At 65.6% G+C, this 22,927-nt stretch carries 20 protein-coding genes; 9 read left to right on the top strand and 11 right to left on the bottom strand.

The features are described 5' to 3' along the window. Positions 1–3: 3 nt before the first annotated feature. Positions 4–447 carry a histidine kinase dimerization/phospho-acceptor domain-containing protein gene (locus THSYN_RS17615; RefSeq protein ID WP_100920282.1) on the bottom strand — a complete coding sequence of 148 codons (444 nt, stop codon included), beginning with the start codon at positions 445–447 and terminating at the stop codon, positions 4–6. 43 nt (positions 448–490) lie between these two features. After that, positions 491–3,535 carry an ATP-binding protein gene (locus THSYN_RS17620; protein ID WP_172965306.1) on the bottom strand — a complete coding sequence of 1,015 codons (3,045 nt, stop codon included), beginning with the start codon at positions 3,533–3,535 and terminating at the stop codon, positions 491–493. Positions 3,536–3,773: 238 nt separating this feature from the next. On the opposite strand from THSYN_RS17620, the gene THSYN_RS17625 reads away from it, so the two are divergent. The 7 genes from THSYN_RS17625 to THSYN_RS17650 all read left to right on the top strand — a co-directional run bounded on the left by THSYN_RS17625 (position 3,774) and on the right by THSYN_RS17650 (position 8,097). Further along, complete coding sequence (locus tag THSYN_RS17625; protein ID WP_100920284.1) at positions 3,774–4,382, top strand: response regulator transcription factor; 609 nt, start codon at positions 3,774–3,776, stop codon at positions 4,380–4,382. A 297-nt stretch (positions 4,383–4,679) separates the two neighbouring features. Further along, positions 4,680–4,940 (top strand): DUF2934 domain-containing protein, encoded by a 261-nt coding sequence (locus THSYN_RS17630; RefSeq protein ID WP_100920285.1) that lies wholly within the window; start codon positions 4,680–4,682, stop codon positions 4,938–4,940. A 606-nt stretch (positions 4,941–5,546) separates the two neighbouring features. Next, complete coding sequence (locus THSYN_RS17635; protein WP_100920286.1) at positions 5,547–5,939, top strand: DUF302 domain-containing protein; 393 nt, start codon at positions 5,547–5,549, stop codon at positions 5,937–5,939. Between the two features lie 188 nt (positions 5,940–6,127). Continuing rightward, entirely contained in the window at positions 6,128–6,286 is a 159-nt protein-coding gene (locus THSYN_RS35415) for a hypothetical protein (RefSeq protein WP_216644567.1), read from the top strand. 200 nt (positions 6,287–6,486) lie between these two features. Further along, positions 6,487–6,609, top strand: coding sequence for a hypothetical protein (locus tag THSYN_RS36715; RefSeq protein ID WP_257791188.1), 123 nt, complete (start codon positions 6,487–6,489; stop codon positions 6,607–6,609). A gap of 22 nt (positions 6,610–6,631) precedes the next feature. Next, positions 6,632–6,910 carry a hypothetical protein gene (locus tag THSYN_RS17645; protein WP_100920287.1) on the top strand — a complete coding sequence of 93 codons (279 nt, stop codon included), beginning with the start codon at positions 6,632–6,634 and terminating at the stop codon, positions 6,908–6,910. A 110-nt stretch (positions 6,911–7,020) separates the two neighbouring features. Continuing rightward, positions 7,021–8,097, top strand: coding sequence for a cytochrome-c peroxidase (locus tag THSYN_RS17650; protein ID WP_100920288.1), 1,077 nt, complete (start codon positions 7,021–7,023; stop codon positions 8,095–8,097). 330 nt (positions 8,098–8,427) lie between these two features. Here THSYN_RS17650 and THSYN_RS17655 read toward each other — a convergent pair whose 3' ends face one another. Both THSYN_RS17655 and THSYN_RS17660 read right to left on the bottom strand, forming a co-directional pair. After that, positions 8,428–9,165, bottom strand: a complete 738-nt coding sequence (locus THSYN_RS17655; protein WP_100920289.1) for a class I SAM-dependent methyltransferase — start codon at positions 9,163–9,165, stop codon at positions 8,428–8,430. Positions 9,166–9,167: 2 nt separating this feature from the next. Then, a complete protein-coding gene (locus THSYN_RS17660; protein WP_100920290.1) occupies positions 9,168–10,367 on the bottom strand; it encodes a BtaA family protein in 1,200 nt (399 codons plus the stop codon). A 484-nt stretch (positions 10,368–10,851) separates the two neighbouring features. On the opposite strand from THSYN_RS17660, the gene phoU reads away from it, so the two are divergent. After that, the gene (phoU, locus tag THSYN_RS17670) at positions 10,852–11,520 is read left to right on the top strand and encodes a phosphate signaling complex protein PhoU (protein WP_172965307.1); all 669 of its coding nucleotides are present in this window, start codon (positions 10,852–10,854) and stop codon (positions 11,518–11,520) included. A 27-nt stretch (positions 11,521–11,547) separates the two neighbouring features. On the opposite strand, the gene THSYN_RS17675 is transcribed toward phoU, so the two are convergent. Further along, the gene (locus tag THSYN_RS17675; RefSeq protein WP_100920292.1) at positions 11,548–12,009 is read right to left on the bottom strand and encodes a hypothetical protein; all 462 of its coding nucleotides are present in this window, start codon (positions 12,007–12,009) and stop codon (positions 11,548–11,550) included. A gap of 127 nt (positions 12,010–12,136) precedes the next feature. Further along, the gene (locus THSYN_RS17680; RefSeq protein ID WP_100920293.1) at positions 12,137–12,610 is read right to left on the bottom strand and encodes an alpha/beta hydrolase; all 474 of its coding nucleotides are present in this window, start codon (positions 12,608–12,610) and stop codon (positions 12,137–12,139) included. 375 nt (positions 12,611–12,985) lie between these two features. On the opposite strand from THSYN_RS17680, the gene THSYN_RS17685 reads away from it, so the two are divergent. Beyond that, entirely contained in the window at positions 12,986–13,996 is a 1,011-nt protein-coding gene (locus THSYN_RS17685) for an IS1 family transposase (protein ID WP_100917404.1), read from the top strand. On the opposite strand, the gene THSYN_RS17690 is transcribed toward THSYN_RS17685, so the two are convergent. The 5 genes from THSYN_RS17690 to THSYN_RS17710 all read right to left on the bottom strand — a co-directional run bounded on the left by THSYN_RS17690 (position 13,991) and on the right by THSYN_RS17710 (position 22,896). After that, a complete protein-coding gene (locus tag THSYN_RS17690; protein ID WP_236848598.1) occupies positions 13,991–14,464 on the bottom strand; it encodes a DUF29 domain-containing protein in 474 nt (157 codons plus the stop codon). The two genes, THSYN_RS17685 and THSYN_RS17690, sit on opposite strands and share 6 nt — an antisense overlap. 2 nt (positions 14,465–14,466) lie before the next feature. After that, positions 14,467–17,751, bottom strand: a complete 3,285-nt coding sequence (locus tag THSYN_RS17695; protein ID WP_157817756.1) for a DUF499 domain-containing protein — start codon at positions 17,749–17,751, stop codon at positions 14,467–14,469. Between the two features lie 312 nt (positions 17,752–18,063). Continuing rightward, positions 18,064–21,318: a DUF1156 domain-containing protein gene (locus tag THSYN_RS17700; protein WP_100920295.1), complete on the bottom strand. Its 3,255-nt coding sequence runs from the start codon at positions 21,316–21,318 to the stop codon at positions 18,064–18,066. Beyond that, positions 21,315–21,587: a hypothetical protein gene (locus THSYN_RS17705; protein WP_100920296.1), complete on the bottom strand. Its 273-nt coding sequence runs from the start codon at positions 21,585–21,587 to the stop codon at positions 21,315–21,317. Before THSYN_RS17705 ends, THSYN_RS17700 begins: the two co-directional genes overlap by 4 nt. Beyond that, positions 21,580–22,896 carry an AAA family ATPase gene (locus THSYN_RS17710; protein ID WP_100920297.1) on the bottom strand — a complete coding sequence of 439 codons (1,317 nt, stop codon included), beginning with the start codon at positions 22,894–22,896 and terminating at the stop codon, positions 21,580–21,582. The genes THSYN_RS17705 and THSYN_RS17710 overlap by 8 nt, the downstream gene beginning before the upstream one ends. Positions 22,897–22,927 lie beyond the last annotated feature (31 nt).

Here is a 22,927-nt window from a genome sequence, read left to right on the forward strand (position 1 = left end):
CGGTCAAGGCTCCTTGGGTGCCGGTGGGTCCTGCGCGTCGCCGACCGCGGTGAGCGCCCGCGCCAGCAGCTGTGCGGCACGCTCGACCTGCGCGTCGATCCGGCCCAGTACCTGCACCAACTCGTGCGTCGGCAACGCGCCGGACGCGACGAGGTGGGCAGCGGCATTGCTGTACATGGCGATGGCGGCCAGTGGTTGGCGCAGCTCGTGGGTCAGGGTCTGGACCAAGGCCGCGTGCGGCGGCGCCGGCTGGGGGGAGGCAGGTACCGGCCAGGGCTCTGGCGGTACCGCTGCTGCACCGGCGTACGACGCGCTGCCGGACGGCGGCAGGGTCGGCTCGAGCGCCGCGATCCGGCGCAGCAGGTCCCGACAGGTCTGCGGGTCGTCCGCCTCCGCCAGGGCACGGCCCAGGTCGCGAAATTGCTGGATCGACGGGGGTGTCGTCATGCTAAGAAGACTGCCGTGCGACGCCAAGGCGGCGTCTGCATCCCTAAGGACAACGCCCGAGCACGGCGATCAGGGTCTTCAAATCGACCGGCTTGCGCAAGTGTTCGTCGAACCCGGCCTCCAAGGCGCGCTGCCGGTCACCTTCCTGGCCGTACCCGGTGAGTGCGACCAGGCGCGCGGCGCGCCCCGCCACGGTGGCGCGCAGCCGGTGTGCCACCTCATAGCCGAGCATGTCGGGCAGCCCGATATCCAACAGGATCAGATCGGGCTGGAACCGCTCGACGGCCTCCAGCCCGGTCAGGCCATCGTGCGCGGTGTGCACCTGCTGCCCTACGCAGCCCAGCAGCATGGCGCAGGCCGCCGCCACATCCCGATCGTCATCGATCACCAGGATGACGCGCCCCTTGATGGGCCGCTCGGGATGAGCCGCCGCCAGGGCCGGCACGCTCGGCGCAAGCGGCAGTTGCACGGTGAAGGTACTGCCCGCGCCCAGACCCGGGCTCGCCGCACGCACCCGTCCGGCGTGCAGTTCCACCAGACCCTTGACGAGCGCCAGCCCCAGGCCCAGACCGCCGCGGGGCCGGTCCAGGGTCTGTTCGCCCTGGGTGAAGGCGGTGAACACCTGTGGCAGCAGGGACGCCGCCAGGCCGGCGCCCTGGTCGCGCACGACGATGCGCGCCTCGCCGTTCACAGTGTCCAGGGCCAGGAAGACCGTCATCTCCCGTGCGCTGAACTTGGCGGCGTTACCGAGCAGGTTGACGACGACCTGGGTCAGACGTTCCGGATCGCCGTCCACGGTGACGGGCGTGGGCACCAGCGCGACATCCAGGTGCTGACCATGGGCGTCGAGCATCGGACGCACTTGCTCGATGGCATGCTCCACCGCCTCGCGCAGATCGAAGCGTTTGCGATGAAGTGTCAACTTCCCCCGGTTGATACGGGCGACATCGAGCAGATCGTCCACCAGCCGGACGAGGTGGCTGACCTGCCGCGTGAGGATGCTGGCCGCCCAGGGCAACTGTTCCGGCATCGGATGCAGCGTCAGCACATCGGCCACATGACGGATGGGGGCGAGCGGATTACGCAGTTCGTGCCCCAGCATGGCCAGGAATTCGTCCTTGCGCTGGTCGGCATCACGCAAGACCTGCTCGGAGCGCTTCCGAGCGGTGATGTCCTCATGCGCGATCAACACCCCCGCCCGGGATTCGCGCAGCGGCAGGACGCGCATCTCAAACCATCGCTCCTCGCTCGGGGAATCACAGGGGTATTGCAGCGTGAAGGCGCTTTGCAGTCCGCGGAGCACCTGTTGGATACCATGCAGTGCCGCCTGTGCCTGCGCACCATCACCATCCTCACCCGCTGCCGCCCGCTCGCACACCGCGAGATAGTCCGTTCCAGGCAGACAGGCCGCCCCGCCGCCATTCTGTTCGGCAAAGCGCCGCCACGCGGCGTTGACCAGGGCAATCCCCCCGCGCCCGTCCAGCACGGCGAGATGGGCCGTCAGGGAGTCCAGGACGTCGCTCAAGAGGGCTTCGCTGGCACGCAAGGCGTCCTCGGCGACTTTGCGCCACTCGATCTCGATCAGCACGCCGAGTTTTCGGACCGATTCCAACTCGTCCGGGGCCCAGCGTTTGCTGCGCAGCCGCACGTTCTGGGTCCAGGCGGCGAAGGACTGGCGCGGACTCAAGCGGACATTCGCCGCGACCTCCACCGGTTTTTCGGGATTGCCGCCCCAGGTGACGGTCCGCACGTATTCGCCGCGAAACCAGATCAGCTTGATCGACTGCGCCTGATCGAGCGGGATCAGGGTCACCCCCGCTGCGGTGGCGGCCAGGTCGGCCGTCCCGGCCAAATGATCGCTCAAACACTCGGTGGCAAAGAGGTGGTAAGGGTCCTTGGCGTGCAGGGCGCTCAAGCCGGCGACGAGGTCGCCGATGCGCGCGGGCGCGGGCGTCACGCCGCCGGTGGTGATCTCGGCACCGGCAATCAGCGCCACGCCGTCAGCGCCGATCGCGCCGAGGACATCGGCCAGTTCCGGCCCCTGCAGCAGGGACGCCAGCCGTGCACCCTGACGCATGGCGGTCATGATGCGCCCGCGGCACGCCTCCAGCGCCGTGGCGGCGTGCCGGCGACTGATCTCTTCCTTGAGCCCGATCTGGGTTGCCAGGTCCTGCCCCAGCCAGTCCGCAATCTGGCGAATCGCATTGGAGACCCGGCGTGGGCTGTCGTGATGGCAGGCAATCAGACCCCAGAGCCGGCCCTCCCGGCACAGCGAGGTGGTAAGCGTGGCCCGGACCCCCATGTTGCGGAGATACTCCAGATGTACCGGCGAGACGCTGCGCAACAGGCTGCGGGACAGGTCGAGGGCAAGCCCGGTAACCGGATCGAGCGTCGGCACCAGCGGGGACGGGCAATAGTCGACATCGACGATGACCCGCGTGGGGTTGATCAGATACAGGCGGCGGGCCTGGACCGGGATGTCCGAGGCGGGAAAGTGCAGGCCGAGATAGGGCTCCAGATCGTCCCGGCGGGCCTCGGCGACCACCTCACCGTGCCAGTCCGGGTCGAAGCGATAGATCATCACCCGGTCGTAACCGGTCAGGCGCCGGAACAGCGCCGCGGCGATCCGCAGCTTCTCGAGCAAGACGGGCTCGTCGTGCACCGCACTGAAACCCAGTACGGCCTGGGTCAAGGCATCGCTCGCGTCGGCGGGGGCCGCCTCCAACTCCAGGATGGTGAATGGATCGCTGCGGTGGACATAACCGACGAAGGCCTGGCCGCCCAGCGGCGGCTGCCAGTCGAACGAGGACGGGGCGTGCGGCAACTCCCGGTAGCGCTCGAGCGCCTGACCAACCGCGTCGGCGAGCGCCGGACCAAGCACCGTCGCCAGGTCACGCCCCAGCAGCTCGGCCGCGGCGATCCCAAGTAGGCTCTGACAGGTCGGGCTGGTCTGGGTAATGCGCAGTCGCGGGCCCTGCAACACCAGCAGGACGCCGTGCGGCTGAATCGAACCGGGGATATGAATCGGTTCGGCATCGCACTGACTGAGGTCTGCAAGCGGGGCCGCGGTGTCGCTGGTTGGTGTCATGCGGTTGACCGATAGTTTGAACAGGTCCATTGGAGAATGCTTTTGGCGTCGTTGTCGTTGTCGTTGTCGTAATCGAAGTTATCGTCGTACCCCGGATTCGCTCGCAGCCCACGTTGCATCGCTTTTACGATTACGAATGCGAATACGATTACGACAACGACAACGACAACGACAACGACAACGATGGTGGTTGTGTTTAACTTGTTCCTGACTCGTTACCAAGCGGAGGCCTCGCCCAGTGAGCGAACAAGCAACAGTCTTTATTGTGGATGACGACGAGGGGATGCGCGAGGCACTGGACTGGTCACTGCGCAAAGAGGGATTGCGCGTCGAGTCATTCCCATCGGCCGAGGCCTTCCTGGGGGCTGGCCGCGCGGCACGTCCGGGTTGTCTGGTCCTCGATGTCCGGATGCAGGGCATGAGCGGCCTGGACCTGCAGGAGGCATTGACGGCGCAAGGCTGTGAAATCCCGATCATCTTCATTACCGGTCACGCGGATATCCCCACCTCGGTCAAGGCCATCAAGGCCGGGGCGGTGGACTTCGTGGAAAAGCCCGTCATCCGAGCGGTTCTGATCGAGCGCATTTATGAGGCATTCAGCAAGGATGAAATAGGCCGCCGGCAGCGCGCCGTGCGTGCCGCCACCCTCGCCCGCTACCAGACACTGACCGCGCGGGAGCGTCAGGTGCTGGAGTTGGTGACCAAGGGATTGTCCAACAAAGAAACCGCCCGGGCGCTTGCCATCAGTCCGCGCACGGTCGAGAATCATCGCGCCCGCATCATGACCGCCATGCAGGCGGACAGCCTCGTCGATCTCTGTCAAATGACCAGTCTAATCCTTAATTGACGCGCGGGGGCGAAATATCTGAACGTTGGCGGGCGCGCGGGACGGCCGGGGTCTGACCCGCGGCAAGGCCGGACACTTGGACGGCGCCCGCCGCACCATTTCCCTACTACGGATGCGCCGATCGCTCCTGACTGAGTAGATCCCCGGATAGACCTTTGGCGCCTGAGGCGCGTACAGTGGATTCCTGACCAAGATGCTTGGTCAGGGGTGTGGATTGCAACCGGCGGCCGAGCGGCCGTCGGCGACGCGGTGCACGCCAATCCCACTCACCAACTCCACTCACAGAGGAATACTCCAATGGGTTCATTGCAGATGGTCGAGCGGACGCCACGGCGCCGCGGCAACAGCGGGCATGTGCCTTTGCGGACAATCCAAGAGCCGCATGCGGCTTCCCAGCGGCCGCCGATGGATGAACTGTTGCCGGTCATCAGCCAAGCTGCCTATTTTCGGGCGCAGCGGCGCGGCTTCGCGCCGGGACATGAGGTCGACGACTGGATCGCGGCCGAGCAGGAGGTCATTGCGTGGCACCACTCGGCAGGCGCCGCCGCCCGCGTGTGACATCACAGGTTCGGACGTTGCCTGGTCGGTTCCCCATCCGTTTGCACCGGCGGCGGCCCGGCCAACCGGACCTCAGGGCCGAGACGACGATACGACTTCACGCTCACCACCCCTTGGGAGCTGATGCGCGACCCGCAAGCGGATTCGGCCACCGCATTGCGGGTGTGCGCCTTCGTGCGCGTCCAGTTGCGACACCGGATGACCCGCTTCCAGCCTGCGCCCGCCAAAGACGTTAGCAAAGATCTTCATCTAAAGATTTTCATCTGTGTGCCAACGGACAGACGAGCCTGTCGCCCGCCCTTAGACTGCTGATTGGGAAGGCACTATGGCGCTTGTCCTGGTCGGCCTTAATCGTGATGCTTCAACTGTATCGCGCCGCCGCGGCGCCTTGCGCCCTGCCCGGCCTTGATCATAACTCCGGCCATAGGCCCTTGCGGCAACCCGTCGCGGCCTGGGGGCCGCTCCTACGCCGTAGCCCCCAGGCCGCGACGGATGTCACCCTCAGAGGTGGCCGGAATAATGATCAAGGCCGCCCTGCCCTGATCCCCGCCGCCGGCCTTAGTCTGGCGCCCCCACTCCCATACCCGCAATGAGGAACGACCCGCGATGTACGGATTTTCCACGACCCTGCATATTCCCTTCGACCAAGCCGTCTCCCGCGTCACCGAGGCGCTGAAAGGCGAGGGTTTCGGCATCCTGACCGACATCGACATCCAGGCCACACTCAAGGCCAAGCTGGGGGTCGAGCGGCGGCCCTACCGCATCCTCGGCGCCTGCAATCCGCCGCTGGCCAACCGGGCCCTGGAGGCGGAACCCGACATCGGGTTGCTGTTGCCCTGCAACGTCATCGTGCGGGAAGCGCCGGACGGCACCATCGTCGTCGCCTTCATGGACCCGCAAGCGGTCTTGCAACTCGTGGACAAGCCGGAGATTACCGAACTCGCCTCCGAGGTGCGCGGGCGGTTGGAGCGGGTGCGCGACCTCCTCACGGTCGTTTGAGGCAATGGCTACCGGGCCTCGATCATAACACCGGCCACGTTGTCGACTGAGATGCCGCTGGTCCGCACAGCGGACCCTACGACGCGGGGCCGTAGGGTCCGCTGTGCGGACCAGTGACCTCAACCCCAGCACGGTGGCCGGAATAATGATGAAGGCCGACTCCCGCGTACGTTCGCGCAGATCGCACCATGACCAACCCAAGCACTGCCGTCGCCCAACGCGGCGCCGTCGCGCCCCACCCGGCAGTCGATAGCCCCGAGCCGGTGCGGGTCTGGGACCCCTTCGTGCGGTTTTTCCACTGGAGTCTGACCATCGCCGTGCTGATCGCCTTCCTGACAGAACGCTGACGATTGCGTATAGGCTTTCGTCAGGCACACTCCGTTACCCTGGTCCCCGGTCGCACACGCGACCCATCCAAACCCAGCCGCCTCGCCTGCCGGGTCCTGAGCCGCAAGCACCGCGGACGGGTGGCGGCGACGGCGCTGGGTTCGCCAACCAAGCCGTCGGCAGAACTGAATCGGGGTGCAAGCCCCGCGGGACACACATCATGTCAAACACCACCCTCGTGCTCCTGATCACCGCGGCGATCCTGGCCCAGGTGGCCGTCCTTGGGCTGTTCGGGTGGCGGCGCAAGCGCGCGCAACTGCGGCTGCTGGAACGGCCGATCTGACCCTGGCGTTGTAGAGGTCCCGATGAATCGCTCAATCGTTCGTAGAGAAGTCGTTCCGTTCCTGGTGCTGTTCGGGTCCCTGATCGTCGCGACCGCGATCACCGATGCCCTGCTGCACGCCTTCGGTCTCTATTGGATCGCAACGGCAAGGCCGAGGAAGACGGGCATGAGGGTCGGGGCGGGGACGGCCGGCACGGGTCCGCCGCGCAACCCGACGGCGAGGGTGACAAGGAGTCCGAAGAGCACGATGATTAGCGCGGCGGCGCCGGCGACCGCCGCCGGCGGCGGTCATTCGCACTGACGCGGTGACGCCCACCGCCGCGTCAGCGACAGGTCCCAGGGCGCCCCCGGTTCGCCCCGGAGCCTTCCATCCTTATCCAACCGGATTGAGTCATCAGGAGTTTCGTCACGATGAGATCCAAAGCGACCCTACTGCTCGGCAGCGCCCTGACCCTTGGCGTCGCCTTGCCGTCGCTGGCGGCGGACTGGCAGGCCCTGCCCGATCAGGCCCCGTCCCCGGCAGACAACCCGACGACCAAGGCCAAGGTCCAACTCGGCAAGACCCTCTTTTTCGACCCGCGCTTCTCGGAGCACGGGACCCTGTCCTGCAATTCCTGCCACAACGTCATGGCCGGGGGCGACGACAACCGTCCCAACTCCATCGGGATGCATGACGCCCGCGGCGGGCGCAGTGCCCCGACGGTGTGGAATGCCGCCTTCTACTCAGTGCAGTTCTGGGATGGACGCGCCGCAACCCTGGAAGACCAGGCCAAGGGGCCGCTGGTCAACCCCATCGAGATGGGCATGGGGAGCCTGCAGGACGTGCTGGGGCGGATCGACAAAATTCCGGGATATAAGCCGCTGTTCGAGGCGGCCTTCCCGGGCGAGGCCCAGCCGATCAGCGCCGACAATGCCGCCAAAGCGGTCGCCGCCTTCGAGCGGACCCTGATCACCCCCAACTCACCCTATGACCGCTATGTCAAGGGCAATAAAAAGGCCCTCACCGAGCAGCAGGTGCGTGGGATGAAAACCTTCGACTCGTTAGGCTGTACCTCCTGCCACTCCGGCGCCAACTTCAGCGGCCCGACGCTTCCGATCGGCACCGGCTTTTACATGAAGTTCCCCACCTACCCGGGCAGCGACTATGACGCCAAGTATCAGCTGACCGCGGACCAGGGCCGTTTCGAGGCGACCAAGCAGGAGGCCGATCGGAATCTGTGGCGGGTCCCCACCCTGCGCAACATCGCGCTGACCGCGCCCTATATCAGCAACGGCCAGGTGCCGACCCTGGACGAGGCGGTGCGGGTCATGGCCAAGACCCAGTTGAACAAGGACCTGACCGACGCCCAGGCGGCGGACCTGGTGGCCTTCCTCAACGCCCTGACCGGTGAGTTCCCCGTAATTACGATGCCGCGTCTGCCGGCCAGCCCCAATATGAGCGTGATCCCGCCCGTCGATCCGCATCTGAAGGAAAAGCCGCACGGCTGATCGCCATCGGCCTTGATCATCACTCCGGCCACGCGCCCTTGCGGCAACCCGTCGCGGCCGGGGGGCCGCTCCTACGCCGTAGGAGCGGCCCCCCGGCCGCGACGGCTGTCACCCTCGAGGTGGCCGGAGTTATGATCGAGGCCCCCGTCATCCGCAGCGCCGAGGATGGGTAGAGCGAAGCGAAACCCATCCAACCACGCCCGGGGAGGAGTTGAACGGTCACTTGTCGCACCGTTGTCGTTGTCGTTGTCGAAATCGGAGGAGCGATGCAATAGCCCCGATTACGACAACGACAACGATAGTATTCGTGTTCAGCTTGTCCTTGACTCGTTACTCCGGCGCATGATCACCCCCCGGCAACCGCCCGATAAAGACGTAATAGGGCACCCGCAACCCGGGCAGATAGGGAACCGGGGCCCGGTGCTGCGTCAATCGATGCGCCGGCAGCAACCGGCGCAGCAGGCGCAGGTGGGCCGGGTCGGGGCGCACCCCGTCATGGGCGAACCAGCGCGGCCAGAACCAGCGGGTCAGGGCCCCGTGGTAGACCAACCCCGGCACGGGGATGGGGTCTGACACATAAAAGTCCACCACACCCAGTGCGCCGCCCGGCTTGAGCATGGTCAAGGCATTGCGCAGCGCGCCCTCCCAGTCCGGGATCATGGTGAGCGAGTAGGAGAAATAGACCAGATCCACCGGGCGGGCCGGACTGTAGGTCACCGCATCGGCCTCCACCACCCGGACATTGGGCAACCGGCGGGTCCGTCGCCGCGCCTGCTCCAACAGGGCCGGGCACAGGTCGACCAGCTCGACCGACTCCAGGGTGCTCAGGCGCTCCCCCAGAAACCCCAGGTTGCGCCCGGTGCCGGCGCCCAGTTCGACCACGCTGGCCCCGGGGCGCGGGGCCAACTGCCACAGCAGTTCCGCGCGACCGTGCAGCAATCGCTCGCGGAAGGCGTCGTAGTGCTCGGCCTGGGGACCGTAGAAGGCCTGCAGGCGCGCGGCCAGGGCGCCGTGCCGGGGCTGCCCGCGCATCAGGCTCAGCAGGACCTGGGCATCGCTGCGGCCCATGGTCAGGCCCCCGCCAGGTCGGCGACATGAAAGCCGGCATAGGTGTGGACCCGGTCCCGCCGCTGGAGGTCATGCGCCAGCCGCGGGTGGAAGACGAGGCGTTCGCGCAGACGCTCGCGGCCGGCCCCGACCTCGATGGCGTCGAGATAGGCGGGGGCGGCGTGGGCACTGCGGAAGATGACCCGGGCCCGTGGGGTCGCCCGCGCCAGAATGGCCGTCCACTCCTCCGCCAGTGCCTCGGGATAGTAGGAGCTCATCCAGTCCATGTGATCGAGCAGCACGAACTTGGAGATGCGCTCCTGCGTCTGTTGCAGGAAGGCGGTCACGGTGCAGGTGTACGGCACCACGCGGTCCGCCAGCCCCGCCTTGAGGGCCGCGAAGTTCTTTGGCTTCAGATACTCGGGGCAGCAGGCCGGGGTATAGCGCCCGTTGAGATAGACCATCCAGAAATAGTTGGTCCAGACCGGCAGTTCGCGGAAGACGTACTCGACCGCCTCGCGGATGAAGCCCGCCACCCCGCGGTGGTGCTGCGCCTGGACCTGGCGGCGCTGGGCATAGGGCACGCCGAGCAGGCTCATGGTGAGTTGGCGCGACAGGGTCCAGTTCATGCCCGCGCCCCACATCAGGGGCGCGACCTGGGTATCGTAGACGGCCCGCTGGCCCCTGAGCGAGTCCGCCTGGAGCAACTCATCGATGCCGGCCGCCAGACGCGGGCGGACCCGCAGGTAGGCGCGGAAGGCGCGCGCCACGGTCCCGGCGAGCCCCTGAAAGTAGAAGCTGCCGTGCCCCGGGTCGAACCAGTGCAGCCGCTCGTCCCAGAAGCGCTGCGCGAAGGGCGAGAGGTCGGCGCGCAGGGCCTCGTGATAGAGGGCGCGGTGGTGCTGATGAACACCGCCGCCGAACAGGGCGAAGAAGTCCTCGAAGGCGAGGTGCCGGATGCCGGCCAGCTTCAGTTCCAGGAGCGCCGTCTGGCGCGGATTGGCGTCCACCGCGTGGATACGCCGCGGCCCGGCCAGCGCATAGTCCAGCACGTTACACCCGGCGCTCGTGATGACCAGCAGGGTATCGTCCGGCCTCAGGGCCAGGGCCAGGCGGTCGACCGCCGGGTCCTCCCAGCAGGTGTTGTAGACCAGTGAGCGGGAATAGATGGCGTTGAAGACGGCGTGGTCGATGCGGTCGCGCAGGGTCAGGGCAGCTTTCACGGCAGGGCTCTTGAGGCTCGTGGCGATGACAGATCCGCGAGTCTAGGGGCCGATCATGACCTCACGGTGACCGGCGTGCGACCGCCGTGTTGCGGACCGGCGCCGTTCGACCTCGATCCAGACCTTCGCCGGACGCTGGACCCGCAGGACCGCCTCCTGCGGGTCACTGCCGTCAAGCCAAGCGCCGCGGCCCAGGCGTCTGGAGTCCAAGGCTTCAGCCTTGGAGCCCGCCAAGGCTGAAGCCTTGGACTCCATGCAGAGGCGACGCGCTCGGCGGGTGGGTGCGTTGCGGCGGCGGCCGGACCTGGCGCGGCGGGGGCTCGACCTGTTTCACATCCATAGCCCCTGAGTCGCCCACGACCGCGGGCCGCTGCCCGGTGTCGGATCGCCGATCAGCAAACCGTCAACTTTTTCGCTAAGGTAGAGACTAATGTCCGTCCGTTCTCAGGCGGACGATCCCTGACACAGAACCGGAGGAAGCACCTTGCCCCAGTCACCGCTGTTGGTCGAAAAGAAGCGCGAGGCGTTGAAAGAGGCGCTGTTGGTCATGGGTGGCCAAGTGGAACAGGCCCTTCGCAAGTCACTGGAGGCCTTGCGTGGGCAGGACCTCGGCCTGGCCCGGGAGATCGTTTCCGGCGACGCGGCCATCAACCGGCAGCGCCGTCTGCTGGAGCAAGAGGCCCTGCTGGTGCTCGCCGCCTACAAGCCCGCGGGCCTGGATCTGCGCCTGATCGGCGCCTCCATGGAACTGGTTGCGGAATTGGAGCGGATCGGGGACTACGCGGCCGACGTGGCCCGGATTCTGCTGCGCCACGCGCAGCCGCCGCTGCCGGCGCCGCTCCTCGCTCGGGTCGCGGACATGGGCGACGCGGCCGTGGACATGCTGCGCGATGCGCTGGTGGCCTACGGCCAGGCGGGCGGCGACGCGCCGCTGGCGCGACTGGTGGCCAGCCGCGACGATCAGATTGACGCCCTCCAGTCGGAACTGATCGACGCCATCGCCGTGCTGATTGGCGATGATCCGCGGCAGGCGGCGCCGGGGATCGCCCTGTCTTGGGTGACGCACCTCTACGAGCGCGTCGCCGACCGGGCGACGAACATCGCCGAGCGGGTGGTCTACATCGCCACCGGCGAGACCCCCGATCTGGATTGAGGGGCGCCCGGCGCGCACCGACCGGGGTCACTCGGCGACGATCGGCCCCTTGGTTCCGGCATCGAAATCCGTCCAGGAGTCCTCGCCCTGCAAACGCCGGTCCCCCTGGATGGTATAGGTGATCTTGCCGTCGCGGAATACCAGCGCGCCGTCGCTGCGTTTGGCCTTCACGCGCTTGCCGCTCACCCAGACCTGCTCTTTGGCGTTGATGCGGATGGTCGCCACCGTCGCTCCCGACGCGGCCTTGGCAACCCATTGCCCGGCATAAGGGGTCTGGCCGGCGGCTGCCGCCTTGTTGGCGGGGGCGTCCGCCACGAAACCGGCCTTGGCGTTTTCCTTCCTGGTCTTGTTGATGTCGCAGCCCTGCGCTTCGGAGACTTGCGTGCAGCCGGAGCGTTCGAGCAGCCGGCGGTAGTGCGCGTCGATGGCCTGGGCGGAGCTTGATGCCAGGAGCACAATGCCGGCGGCGAGGAGCGATGGCGTCTTCATAGGTATTGACCTCATTCGGAGCGGTTGGATGAGCGCAGCGGAGTGAATGGGAGTGGTCGGCCGCCGGGTGGCCGCGATGATGACGAAGGCCGCGCCCCACTGCCGGCCATGACCGGCGCGGCGGCGGTTATCGGGAGTCCTCGCCGGCCTGGGCGCCGACCGGCTGCGGGGGCAGCGCAAAGGTCGGGGTCAAACCGGCCACGCAGGACTTGTCCAGCGGCACCGTGGGATTCTCGATGAAGGCCACGCCCAGGTCCCGGGCGCATTGGGAGAAGGCCAGCGCGCCGTGCCCGGCCTCGGGGAAGACGATGGCCTGGCCGCGGGGCAGGTGGCGCGCCGTCTCCGGTCCCCAGCTCGTGGCGGTCTGGGTGTCCATCTTGCCGGAGAAGACCAGGGTCGGGATGTCCGCGGTCACCGGGTCGTGGAAGCCGGGCCGGTAGTGCTTGGGGAATAGTTCGCAACTGGCGTAGAAGCCACCGATCAAGTCATCCGCCGCCTGCGTGGCCTCTGCTGGCCAGAGATAGTCCTGGTGCAGCCGTGCGCTCATGGCCGCGGCCCCGGCGGGGGAGTTGAAGTCCATGTCCTCCTGACAGGCGTACATCAGGGTCTGGAAGCCGTTCTCTTAGACTTACACAAACCTACACATAGGCAGATTCAGTGCTAAGTTCCTGCTTCAACGAGGCTTGTGCCGAACCCGGTAGTCGCCGACGCAATCACAACGGGACCTGCTTTTCTTTGCCTTTACATGACCCGTGCCCGTGACCCCTTCCCGCGCGCCCCCAGACCTGACCCGATCCGCTCCATCGCTCGCTAATGCGACCCCGCCGCTTCAGGCAAAAACGCATCGTCGAATAATTGCTGACAGGTAAACGGAGGCACTGGTTCAGTTTAATTCCTGTTTACAAGACATTGAAATATATGTAATATATCTAGTTCGGCGCGGGTTTCCGTCACTTTTTGAATAAGTGAGAACTTCTTGAACGGACAATGGACATGCCCTCATTGCAATTCACAGAATTGTCGGCATCACAAGACGTATCAAACCGGTCATAACGGTACGCGTTTGCTGTGGCGATGTCAAAGTTGCAATAGGCTCTTTTCCGAGACCAAAGCCACCCTTATCGAGGGGCTCAGGAAACCGACCAGCTTCATCATTCAAGTGCTCAAAACGCGCACTGAGGGGATCGGCTTGAACGCCGCCTGCCGGGCCTTCGCGATTGCGAAGAATACGTTGCTCCTATGGGAGCGTCGCCTGGCCGATTGCAAGGATGTGCTGGTCATATATGCCCTGACGCACACCTTTATTGAGCAACTGATCGAAGGTGATGAGCTTTATACGAAAGTGAATAGGAATGTCCCCCCGGAGGATTGTGAAGGCTGGACGATCGTACTGATGGAAAGGGCAAGTCGATTTATCTGGGCGCTTCAGTGCGGGAAAAAGGATCGCAGCCTATTTTCATATGCCATACAAATACTTAGAGATGTCATCCTGCGTACTGGCGATGTCACTCTAGTCACCGACGGGGAACGTCGGTATGGCAATCTCCTGTTTGAAATTTGCCACGAAGTATTGCGAACCGGAAAACGCGGCCGCCCACCGAAAGTGCTTCGTCGCGGTGTGAAGGTGCGCCTTAAGAATAAAGGGAAAGGAACTGATAGAACGGGGCACTCGCGTCCCAAATACGAAACCCCTCATCCGGAGCATCCAGAAACCGATCAAGATGTGACGCCAGCCGATATTCATGCTAATCATTTGGAAGCATCGAACGCTTCATTTCGGCGAAAGAATTCTGCTTATCGCCGCCGAACGAATACGTACGCGAAGAGCATTTCTGGTTTGCAAAGAACATTGGATATGTTGTGGATTGTCCATAACTTTATTCGCAGCCACTTCACGACAAAACAGGTTCCTGCGGTGGCTCTGGGGATTCTCCAGCAGGGACTCTCGTGGGATGAGGTCCTTAGAGTTCGACAGCCCAGGTTATAAAAATACTACAAAAACATAAGGATAAGGAAGAACCAAACTGAACCAGTGCCTAAACGGACAGATGACGGGAAAAGTTGACTCTGGCAGACCGGTTTCGCGCTCCGCCTCAATCACCGCCAACTGATAGGCTTGGGTGATCGCCCAATCAAGATGCGATTTCAGACTTGGATTGTCTTCGAGGTGCAACTTCAAACGAATTCGCTGCTCCTTGATCGACAGCCGCCAGGAGTTCCCCTGGCGACCGGTCTGGAAACGCCATTTCAGCAGATGCGGAAGTAACACGACCAGGCGGTTAACGAGCTCTCGTCGTTCACTGCGGCCCATACTCTCGATCTCCTCGGCGACGTGGGCAAGATCGACCGCAGCCAGTTGCCCGGCTCGCAACAGGCCGGCCTGTTCGCTTGCCCAAGCGTAAAAGTCGCGCTCGTATAGATCCGCTACCGATCGTTCAATCATATCAGCGCCCATTGTTAATGGAGTTCCCACCCAGGCTTCACTTTCTCCAAGACCGCGTTGACGCCGTTGATAGCCTGTATCGCCGGGCCCGTCGCGCGATGCAGTGTGACGGTCAGCGTCAGCGACAGTTCATGGCCGGCGGTCGCGGCGATCAACTCGTCGATGGCGTCGGCAAGATCGACGATCTGGTGCGTCTCCAACACCGCGGTTGCGACCTTGCTCCCGTCAGCTGGTGGTGGCGGCGGCGGCAGCACCACGTCCTTAACCGTGCTTACCTTCACCGCGGCGGCGCCGCCCAAGTCGCAGGGCCAGGGACCGCAATCGAGCGTGCGCTCGAAGAGGCCCAACCGGAACCCCAGTTCCAAGGCCTTGCGCAGGGTCGCCCAGGGCAAGGGCCGGCCAAGACCGGCGGACAGCACAGCGCGCATGTGCTCGGCCGTTGCTATATCGCCGTTCCAGGCGGCCGGGAGTTGCTCCGGCAGCAGGTCCGTGGCGGCGAGCGGTGCGGGCGGCGGTAACAGCAGCGCGTGCTCGTTCACGAAGCCGGCCGGCACCTCCTCTTCGAGCAGGCTCGCGGTGCCGTTGATGAGCCAAACCGTGCCCTTCTTCACCGCCGCCGCAACGGCCGCCTTGAGCGCGTCCGGCGCGGCGGCCGGCACGAGCAGACTCTCGGTCCAGCCCCCTTTGTCCTCACGGACCAGATGCGTGGCGGAGAAGTAGTCGGTCAAGGCCTGCCAGGGGACTTCGTTGCTGTCCCAGAGTCCAGGCAGGACCTTGGGCGCCAGCGTGGCCGGGTCGATGTCGGTCAGGAGCGCCGCCTCCGGCAGTACCACTTCGAGCGTCGGCTCCGCGGTCGCGGTCGCATCCGGCCGCGCCCGCCAGAAGGTGCGCTGCGAGTGGTCCGCACGGGTGATGCGCAGGACGAACTGCCCCGCCGCGCAGCCCGCCAGCAGCGTCTCCAGGATCGCCTCGCGGTTGAGCATCTTGGGCAGGCTCGCCGTGGCCGCAAAGGCGCCGACCAGGTCCTTGACGAAACGCGCCGTGTCACCGGCGGCCCACAGGTCATAGGGACCACCAGGCAGCAGAGCCTCGGCGTTGACGGCGCTGGTCTCGATCCGCAGCCGCCTGTCCGCGAGCAACTTGATGAACAGCGGTTCGTTATCGACGTTGATGCGGTAGGCGGCGACGGTGTTGGTGTCGGTGACTGTCACCGCAATGCAGTAGGCCAGCACCACCGCCGACACCACCTCCGCACGCGCGCTCTTGAGATTGGCGCCAAGCCGCGTCGTGGTGACCGTGTCGAGGTCATCGCGCTCCTTGAGCAGGCGCTGAACCTCCTCCCAGCCGAACAGATCGCGCACCTTGTCGCGGGCCGCCGCCAAGGCGTCGCGCGCCGGTACCGCGAGCACGACCGCATTGCGGTTCTGTGCGCGCGGCTTGTCCGGCCCGGTGGTCTCGTCGAGGAAGCGCCGCGCATAGGCGCTCGGCTTGCCGGCATCCGACGCCGCCGCCGGACCCAGCACGGCGTAGTGAAACAGCCCGTCGTCGTCGATGTCGGCGGGCTTCGCGGGCAGCTTGTGCACCTTCGCCCCGGCCGCGCGCGCCCCGTCCGTGAGCTTGGCAGCGTCCTGGATCGTCTTCTCCAGCACCACGTCCACCAGGGAGTCGCTGACGCCGGCCCGCGCCGCCGCGTGCATCTGCTTCAGATTCGGCTTGGAGCCCAAGCGCCAAACCTTGGGCAACCCGCCCTCGCGCTCGCCGGTGAAGAGGTCGTCTAAGTACCAGGAGTTGTCGGCCCAGGCGGCGAGCCCCTGATCGAGATTGATCGGGTCGGGCGCAGCGAGACCGACCAGGAGCTTCACCTCGCGCGTCTTCGCCTGCTGGCCGATCGGCTGGGAATGCAGGAAGGTCGCCATCACCGCCTGCTCGATCTCACGTCCCGCCACCCCCAGTAGTCCCTCCTGCGCCTTGGCCGCGTGCGCCAGTTCCGCGCTCAGGATGGCCGGCCAGTTCTGCTTGCGGCCGTCGTACTGCTCCACTTGGGCGATGTTGGCGAGTTCGTTCGCCGCAGTGCTCAACCCCTCGGCCCCGACGGCGCCCAGGAAGACCTGTGCGCCGATGAGCGGCTGCTTGTCCCAGGCCGCCGCATCACGCAGCGCCGAGGCCAGGGTCTTTAAGATACCGCGGGTTTGCTGGAAGCCCTCCAACTGAGTCCACTTCCCGTAGAGCGCCTCCAGCAGGTCCGGGTGGAAGGGGTAGGTGGCGAGATAGCGCTGCTCTTCGGTCGAGCGGTGCTGCTTGGTTTGGGCATCGACGGCCTCGAGGCTATTGAGCGCCGCATAGACCTGGGACGGCCAGGCCGAGCGATCTTGGTAGCTGGCCAGGGTGAACAGCCTCCGGCGCAGGATCTCCGGCACGTCGTGGCTCTCCACCGGCCGCACGCCCTCGTCCGATACGCGTTTGATCTCGTCGAAGAGTTCCTTGCTGATCTGCCGGCCGAGCGCGTCCATCTTGTTGGTGTCCGAGGCCAAGAGCGACACCACCAGGGCGCACTGCGGCACCTTGGCGACGGCTTGGGTCAGGCTGTGCAGGAAGTCCTTCAGGCGCCCGGTCCAGGCCGCGTCCTTATCCACCATGGTGCGGGCGAACCACAGCACCTCGTCGAACAGGATCAGCACCGCCGGGATCTCGGTGCGGGCCAGCTCCAGCAATTGGGTCATCACGTTGGTCGCCGGCGGGCTCACCCGCTCGCTGCCGTCCGCCTTCAGCACCTTGAGCCCGGCGTCGCCGGCCAATTGCCAGGCGAGCACGCTCCATGGCATCAGCAGACGGCGCCGACTGCCGTCCGGCGCGCACACCTCCATGCCCTGTTCCGCATCGAGATGGTCGAACACGACCGCCGCCACCCGCGCCCGCGGCAGTCCCTCGGGGAGCCCGCAATGGCTGCGAAACTGCTGCACCGACGGGATGTCGGGCAGGGACTCGGGGGCACGCACCAACTGGACCAGGGTCACCAACGCGTGCGTCTTGCCGCCGCCGAAGGTCAGGTACAACTGCCGGACCGCCTTCTCGGACTTGCCGGCCAGCCGCCAGAGCACATCGCGCACCAGATCGCGCAGCCGCGCGGTCGGATAGGTGAGCGCGAAGAACTCCTGCGGATCATGATAGATGCCGGGGTTGTCCCCCAGCATCACGTCGTGCAGATCGGCGGCGAACTGCTTCTGCGACAGTTCGGCGCTCAAGATCTCGGCGCGGAGCGCCATCACCTGGTGCCAAGCGTGCGTCGTCGTTTTTGCCATGTTATCCCCCAGACAACTCAAATCCTAAATCCGGCAATTGCTCTCACCAAGACACAAAGACACGAAGGCTTTCCTTTCTTCTCCGTGCCTTCGTGTCTCCGTGAGAGAACAAGTCTCTGCGTACGCCCTGCCGGTTGTGGCCGGAACCATGATCGAGGCCACCTCGCCTCTCGTTCCCACGCTCCAGCGTGGGAATGCCGTGCGGGCGCTCCGCGTCCGGTCTGGGCACTGGACGCGGAGCGCCCGCACGTGCTCCCACGCAGGAGCGTGGGAGCCAGACCACAGAGTATCTGCGACGCTAACGTCATTCGGTCAGTCCCCCAGCGCCAAGGCCCCTTGCGCCGCGCTGCCGGAGCCCCTCACGTGATTGGTCAGGCGCTCCAGGGCCGCGCACTCGTCCGCGACCCCCTCGGCGCGGCTCTGCTCGATCAAGGCCTGGAGCAACTGGGCGAACAACGGGCTGCGCCGCAGCCCGTGGCCGTCGAGGTGGGCGTTCACCTTCACCACGTCGGCCGCGTCCCACAGCTGCAGCAGCCGATGCACGTGGTCAATCAGCGGGATGGCCCGGCCGCGCAGCGGCTCCTCACCCAACCCCCGCTGGGTGCGCGTCTTCCACGGCTTCAACTTCAGCTTGCCGCCGCCGCCCCCGGTGTCCGTCGGTTCGTCGTCGGCGTCTGCATCGTCCTGCGCATCGGCCGCCCCGCCTGACTTGCCGCGCGCCAACAGGCCGCATTGGTCCACCAGCTCCCGCTCCGAGAGCCCGCACGAAACCGCGTAGAGGATGCAAGGTCCGGCCGGCGCCTCCTTCAGACCGAAGTCGCTGCGGTGCAGCAGGTAGTAGGTCGTGATGTCATCGAGCGGATGCTCGCCGACCGCGGGCGCCCCCGCGCCGTGGGTCAGCACCCGCCCGACCACGAAGTCCACCACCATGCGCCGGACATGGCCCAGGAACTCACCGACCTCCATCAGGCCACCGCTCGCCGCGGCCTTCTTCACCACCGGATAGCGGCTGTAGGCTTCGAGCGCCGGCCCGGTGGCCGCCCACACGAAGTCCGGCCCGCGGATGCCGGCGTCCCAGAAGTCCCGCAGCCGCAGAATGATGTTCGCCTCCATCTCCTTGAGCACCGCCGAATCCCAACCAGGGCGCGCGGCCGGGTCGCGCTTGCGGCAGACGAGCCAGACGGAGGAGGACAAGGCCGCAGACGCTAAGGCGCGGGTCCGGTTGCCCATCTCGGTCTGGATCGGCCAACTGCCGTCTACCACGAAGCCGGCCTTGATGATCGCGGCGACCAGGGTCTCCCAAGCGTCCGGGTGCTTGTGCGCGAACACGACCACCAGGCGCCCGTCGGGCTTGAGCGCCGCATGGCAGGCACCGAAGGCCCGCGCCATGCCGGCCTCGTAGTTCTGCTTGGAGGCGGCCTTATTGCCATCGAAGCGTGATGCGTCGTCGATCAGCTCGCCATCGTTGGCCGCGTGGTTCCACTTGGGAGACAGGGGCTCAGTAAAGGCTCGGTCCAACTCCGGAGTCAGGCCATGTAAGGTGCGCCGCAGCCACACATAAAAAAAGTCCATCAGGTCTGAGTACGGAATGGCATCATAATATGGTGGGTCCGTGAGAATGAGATCATATTCTTCGCTCGGAGCAGATATCGCACTTTGCCGTTCAATAGACGGTCGGGACGTATGCTGAAAGGCGGAGAGCGCATGGGCGACGAACATCGCGATCCATTCTAGTTGGCCTGTCAGCGAGCCGGTGCTGTCACCGGTTGCGCTCGACTCGGAAAAATCCCAACTAATGGGAAGGCGGAAACCTGAGAAGGTGTTTGCAATCTTCTCGTAACCCATGTCCCAGTGGCAGATCGAACTACCTCTATCGGCAATTCGATCAAACATGATTGCCAAATACGAGGCCACGGCTTCAGTCCATAGGCTAGGATATCCGCCACGCTCTAGTGCGCCAAAGGCGTTTCGCGTCTCGATGAGAAGTTTTCCAAGGCAGAATATCTGTCTTCCCGTATACAGTTTCCACCATTTATCAAGACCGTAAAGTGGCGTCGTGAACGGCGACCCGCCGCCGCTTCGGCTCGCACCTACCGGGACCGCCTCATCTGGCAAACCAAACGGCACTCCAGCGAACAGATGTTTCGTTTCATCAGTCGCAGCAATGGCCATCTTGCTTTCCAACGCCATCGGCAGACGGTACTCCTTGCTCTCGGGGCTGACGACCACCACTGCGGTGATGACCTCACCTAAACGGCCAGCCTGGCCTTCAAGGCGCAAGTCTTGCGAAGTCATGATGGTTGGGCAGCACGGGCAATGGGCGCCAGCCCGGCTCATGGTGCCGGCACCAATCTGCTTGTCGTACTCGCGCCGCTGGGCGGCATTGCCGCGGTGTGCGGGGACCTTGGCGTCGATGCCGAACACCACGCCGGTGCGGTCGTCGTTCGGTCGGATCGTCAGAAGTACGCGCTTGTTGTCCTTTTTCGCCAACCAGCGGGTTTTGAGCAACGGCATGGTGGCCCGGCAGGACTTACACCGCACCGTGCGCGCCCAGAGATAGGCGACGGTCGGCTTGGCGATCCAGCGCGGTTGGGTCGGGTTGTCCAGGTAGTCGGCGGCGAAGCCGGCGTTGAGCAGGTCGATCTGCGGTTCGCCAGCGTCGTTGAGCGGCACCAGTCGCAGCGGTTCGTCGCAGTCGAGCGGCACCACGCGATAGGGCTTGAGCGCGCAGTATTCGGCGTAGGTGGGATAGAAGCGGGCGAGGTCGCGGCGCGCCTCCTTCAGCACCCACTGGCCCCAGGCGCGCACATGCCAGGCGAGATCGGCATCGAGCAGCGCCGGATCGACTTCCGGGTCCCGGAACAGCGAGAGGTTCTCGCCCACCGCGATGCCGGCGGTTCCCGCGGCGCGCGGCGCCCCGGCCGCCGTGAGGGCGCGGACCTGGCGCTTCACCTCGCCCGGCGTCAGGCCCTTGGCCTTCAGATACGCGGCCATGAACACCGGGTCGTGCAGCGCGAAGTCCGGCAGCCGCCGCGTCTGCCCGGCGAGCCGCTGGGGGTACTCCAGCGTGCACTTGAGGATGAACCAGGCCACCGGGTTGATGTCCGCGGCGGTCACCTCGCAGCCGAGCCGCATCGCCTCCAGCGGGATGGCCCCGCCGCCGGCAAAGGGGTCGAGCACGCGCGGCGCCCGGCCGCCATAAGCCTTGCGGATCTCGGCACGGAACCAATCCATGTCCGGCCCGGACTCGCGGCCCCAGTGCAACACGCCGCCCTCGGTTTCCCACGCCTTGATGTCCTCGACGCGGCCGTTCGGCATCGTCTTCTTCTTCGTGGTCCGGCGCAGCGTGCCGCCGAGCCGCTTCAACAGCGCCTTGCGCGCCTCATCGTCGCCGGGGTCCGGCAGCAGGGTGGCAATCAGGGCCGCCCGACAAGCGGCCAGCGGCCGACGCGCCGGCCAGATGTGCAGCGTGGAGATGTGGCCATGGCGGACGTTCTTCTCGTGCACCGAGTCGAGCGAGGTCTCGCGCAGGGGGAAGGCGACCTCGATCAGGCGTTTGTCGGTCATGGGCAAAGACTCCGCAGGGCCGCGCGCAGGTCGTCGAGGAAGTGCTTCAGGGAGGCATCGTCGCGGGCCGCACGCTCCAGGTCCATCGCGCGGACGATGTCCTCGGCGAATTCGATGCCGCCGAGACTTGGCGTGATGCCGGCATCCAGCACGGCCCGCATCAGGGCTTCCTTGTAGCGGTCGCGCGCGCACTTGCGGTCGGGCGCCCGGCAGCCCTGGCCCAGTGCGGCCTTGAAGGCGGCGATCCGCCGCGGCGGCGCCTCAGTCATCGAAATCTCCCCGCAACAGACGCTCCGAGACCGACAGCCCCGCGTCGTCTCCATCCATCAGCGCATCATCGATGTGTCCGCGGCGCGCCAGTGGGCCCCAGGTCGAGAACGGTTCGATCTGGGTGCCGGCGTTGGTCTTGCGCGTGATGTAGAGCGCGGTGTCCGCAATGAGGTCAGGCAGGATCGGCGAGTGGGTGGTGACGATGTACTGCGTATTGCCGCAGCCCGCGCGCGTCTTCAGCAACTCCGCGATCAATTGAATGCGGCGGGGGTGAATGCCGTTCTCGGGCTCTTCGAATCCGATCAGCGACGGCGGTTCCCGGGCGCCGGTGAGGGCGAGCATGCCGAGGATGCGCAGCGTGCCCTCGGACAGCACGCGCGCCGGCACCAGGATGCCGTTCTCGCGCAACCGCAATTCCACTTCGCCTAAGTCGCTGACACCGACATCGATGCCGTCGATCTGCGGCAGGATGGTCTTGAGTGCCTTCTCGACCGCGGCGAATTGCCGCGGCTCCAAGGCCCGCAAGGTATTGAGATAGGCGGGCAGTTCCTCACCCATCAGGCCGATGTGGCGGACCTCCTTGACGGGATTCGCGGCGCGCATGCGCTCGCGGGGCTCGAAGTAGAAGAAGAGCCAACTACCGAGTTCCATCCGCGCTGCAACCACGTGCGGATGATGGGCTGGGTAGTTGGGAAACGACAGGATGCTGTGGTCGAGATACAGATCCCGATAGGACGGAGATTCCTGGCCTTCCAGACGCAACTGCAACCGGTCGTCATGCCGGACTAGATAGGGCTTGCAGGCACCGCTGGGCTCGCCGTTGTGGTCCAGGGCCGCGAGATATTCGTCGCTGACCCGCAGGATGCCGGAACGCGGCAGCATCTCGATTGCGATGCGGTAGCGCAGGTTGCGCTCTTGAATCACGCTGGGCGCCGGCTCGTCATCGGATGACTCAGCTTTGGGATCGAGCGCACTCTTCAGCTCCCGTACCCCGCGATTGACCGTCTCAACCACTGCGTCCGAGAGGGTGAAATCGACCTCGATTGCGAATGACAGCGAATCCTGGGCCAGCAGACCTTTGAGCCCGTCGGCGCCGAACGAGAAGGACTCCAGCGGCTTGCCCCGGTACGGGGGCTCGAAGGCGTCCCTCAGCGTGCGGCTCCCGACGATCTTGGACAGCAGTTGCAGCGCATCGAGGAAGTTGCTCTTGCCGGCCGCGTTGGGTCCCAACAGCACCGACAGCGGCTCCAGCCGCACCTCGACGTCGCGCAACGACTTGTAGCCCTTGATCCTGATGCGGTTCAGCATAGCGATGACCTGTTGTTGGAATCTCGCCGGG

It is taken from the genome of Candidatus Thiodictyon syntrophicum (genome assembly GCF_002813775.1).
Lineage (GTDB): Bacteria > Pseudomonadota > Gammaproteobacteria > Chromatiales > Chromatiaceae > Thiodictyon > Thiodictyon syntrophicum.

Excerpts from the sequence above, each read along its gene's own strand:
- THSYN_RS17615 (WP_100920282.1), bottom strand. The coding sequence starts at position 447 with ATGACGACACCCCCGTCGATCCAGCAATTTCGCGACCTGGGCCGTGCC.
- THSYN_RS17620 (WP_172965306.1), bottom strand. The coding sequence starts at position 3,535 with ATGACACCAACCAGCGACACCGCGGCCCCGCTTGCAGACCTCAGTCAG.
- THSYN_RS17630 (WP_100920285.1), top strand. The coding sequence starts at position 4,680 with ATGGGTTCATTGCAGATGGTCGAGCGGACGCCACGGCGCCGCGGCAAC.
- THSYN_RS17635 (WP_100920286.1), top strand. The coding sequence starts at position 5,547 with ATGTACGGATTTTCCACGACCCTGCATATTCCCTTCGACCAAGCCGTC.
- THSYN_RS35415 (WP_216644567.1), top strand. The coding sequence starts at position 6,128 with ATGACCAACCCAAGCACTGCCGTCGCCCAACGCGGCGCCGTCGCGCCC.
- THSYN_RS36715 (WP_257791188.1), top strand. The coding sequence starts at position 6,487 with ATGTCAAACACCACCCTCGTGCTCCTGATCACCGCGGCGATCCTGGCC.
- THSYN_RS17645 (WP_100920287.1), top strand. The coding sequence starts at position 6,632 with ATGAATCGCTCAATCGTTCGTAGAGAAGTCGTTCCGTTCCTGGTGCTG.
- THSYN_RS17650 (WP_100920288.1), top strand. The coding sequence starts at position 7,021 with ATGAGATCCAAAGCGACCCTACTGCTCGGCAGCGCCCTGACCCTTGGC.
- THSYN_RS17655 (WP_100920289.1), bottom strand. The coding sequence starts at position 9,165 with ATGGGCCGCAGCGATGCCCAGGTCCTGCTGAGCCTGATGCGCGGGCAG.
- THSYN_RS17675 (WP_100920292.1), bottom strand. The coding sequence starts at position 12,009 with ATGAAGACGCCATCGCTCCTCGCCGCCGGCATTGTGCTCCTGGCATCA.
- THSYN_RS17680 (WP_100920293.1), bottom strand. The coding sequence starts at position 12,610 with ATGTACGCCTGTCAGGAGGACATGGACTTCAACTCCCCCGCCGGGGCC.
- THSYN_RS17690 (WP_236848598.1), bottom strand. The coding sequence starts at position 14,464 with ATGGGCGCTGATATGATTGAACGATCGGTAGCGGATCTATACGAGCGC.
- THSYN_RS17695 (WP_157817756.1), bottom strand. The coding sequence starts at position 17,751 with ATGGCAAAAACGACGACGCACGCTTGGCACCAGGTGATGGCGCTCCGC.
- THSYN_RS17700 (WP_100920295.1), bottom strand. The coding sequence starts at position 21,318 with ATGACCGACAAACGCCTGATCGAGGTCGCCTTCCCCCTGCGCGAGACC.
- THSYN_RS17705 (WP_100920296.1), bottom strand. The coding sequence starts at position 21,587 with ATGACTGAGGCGCCGCCGCGGCGGATCGCCGCCTTCAAGGCCGCACTG.
- THSYN_RS17710 (WP_100920297.1), bottom strand. The coding sequence starts at position 22,896 with ATGCTGAACCGCATCAGGATCAAGGGCTACAAGTCGTTGCGCGACGTC.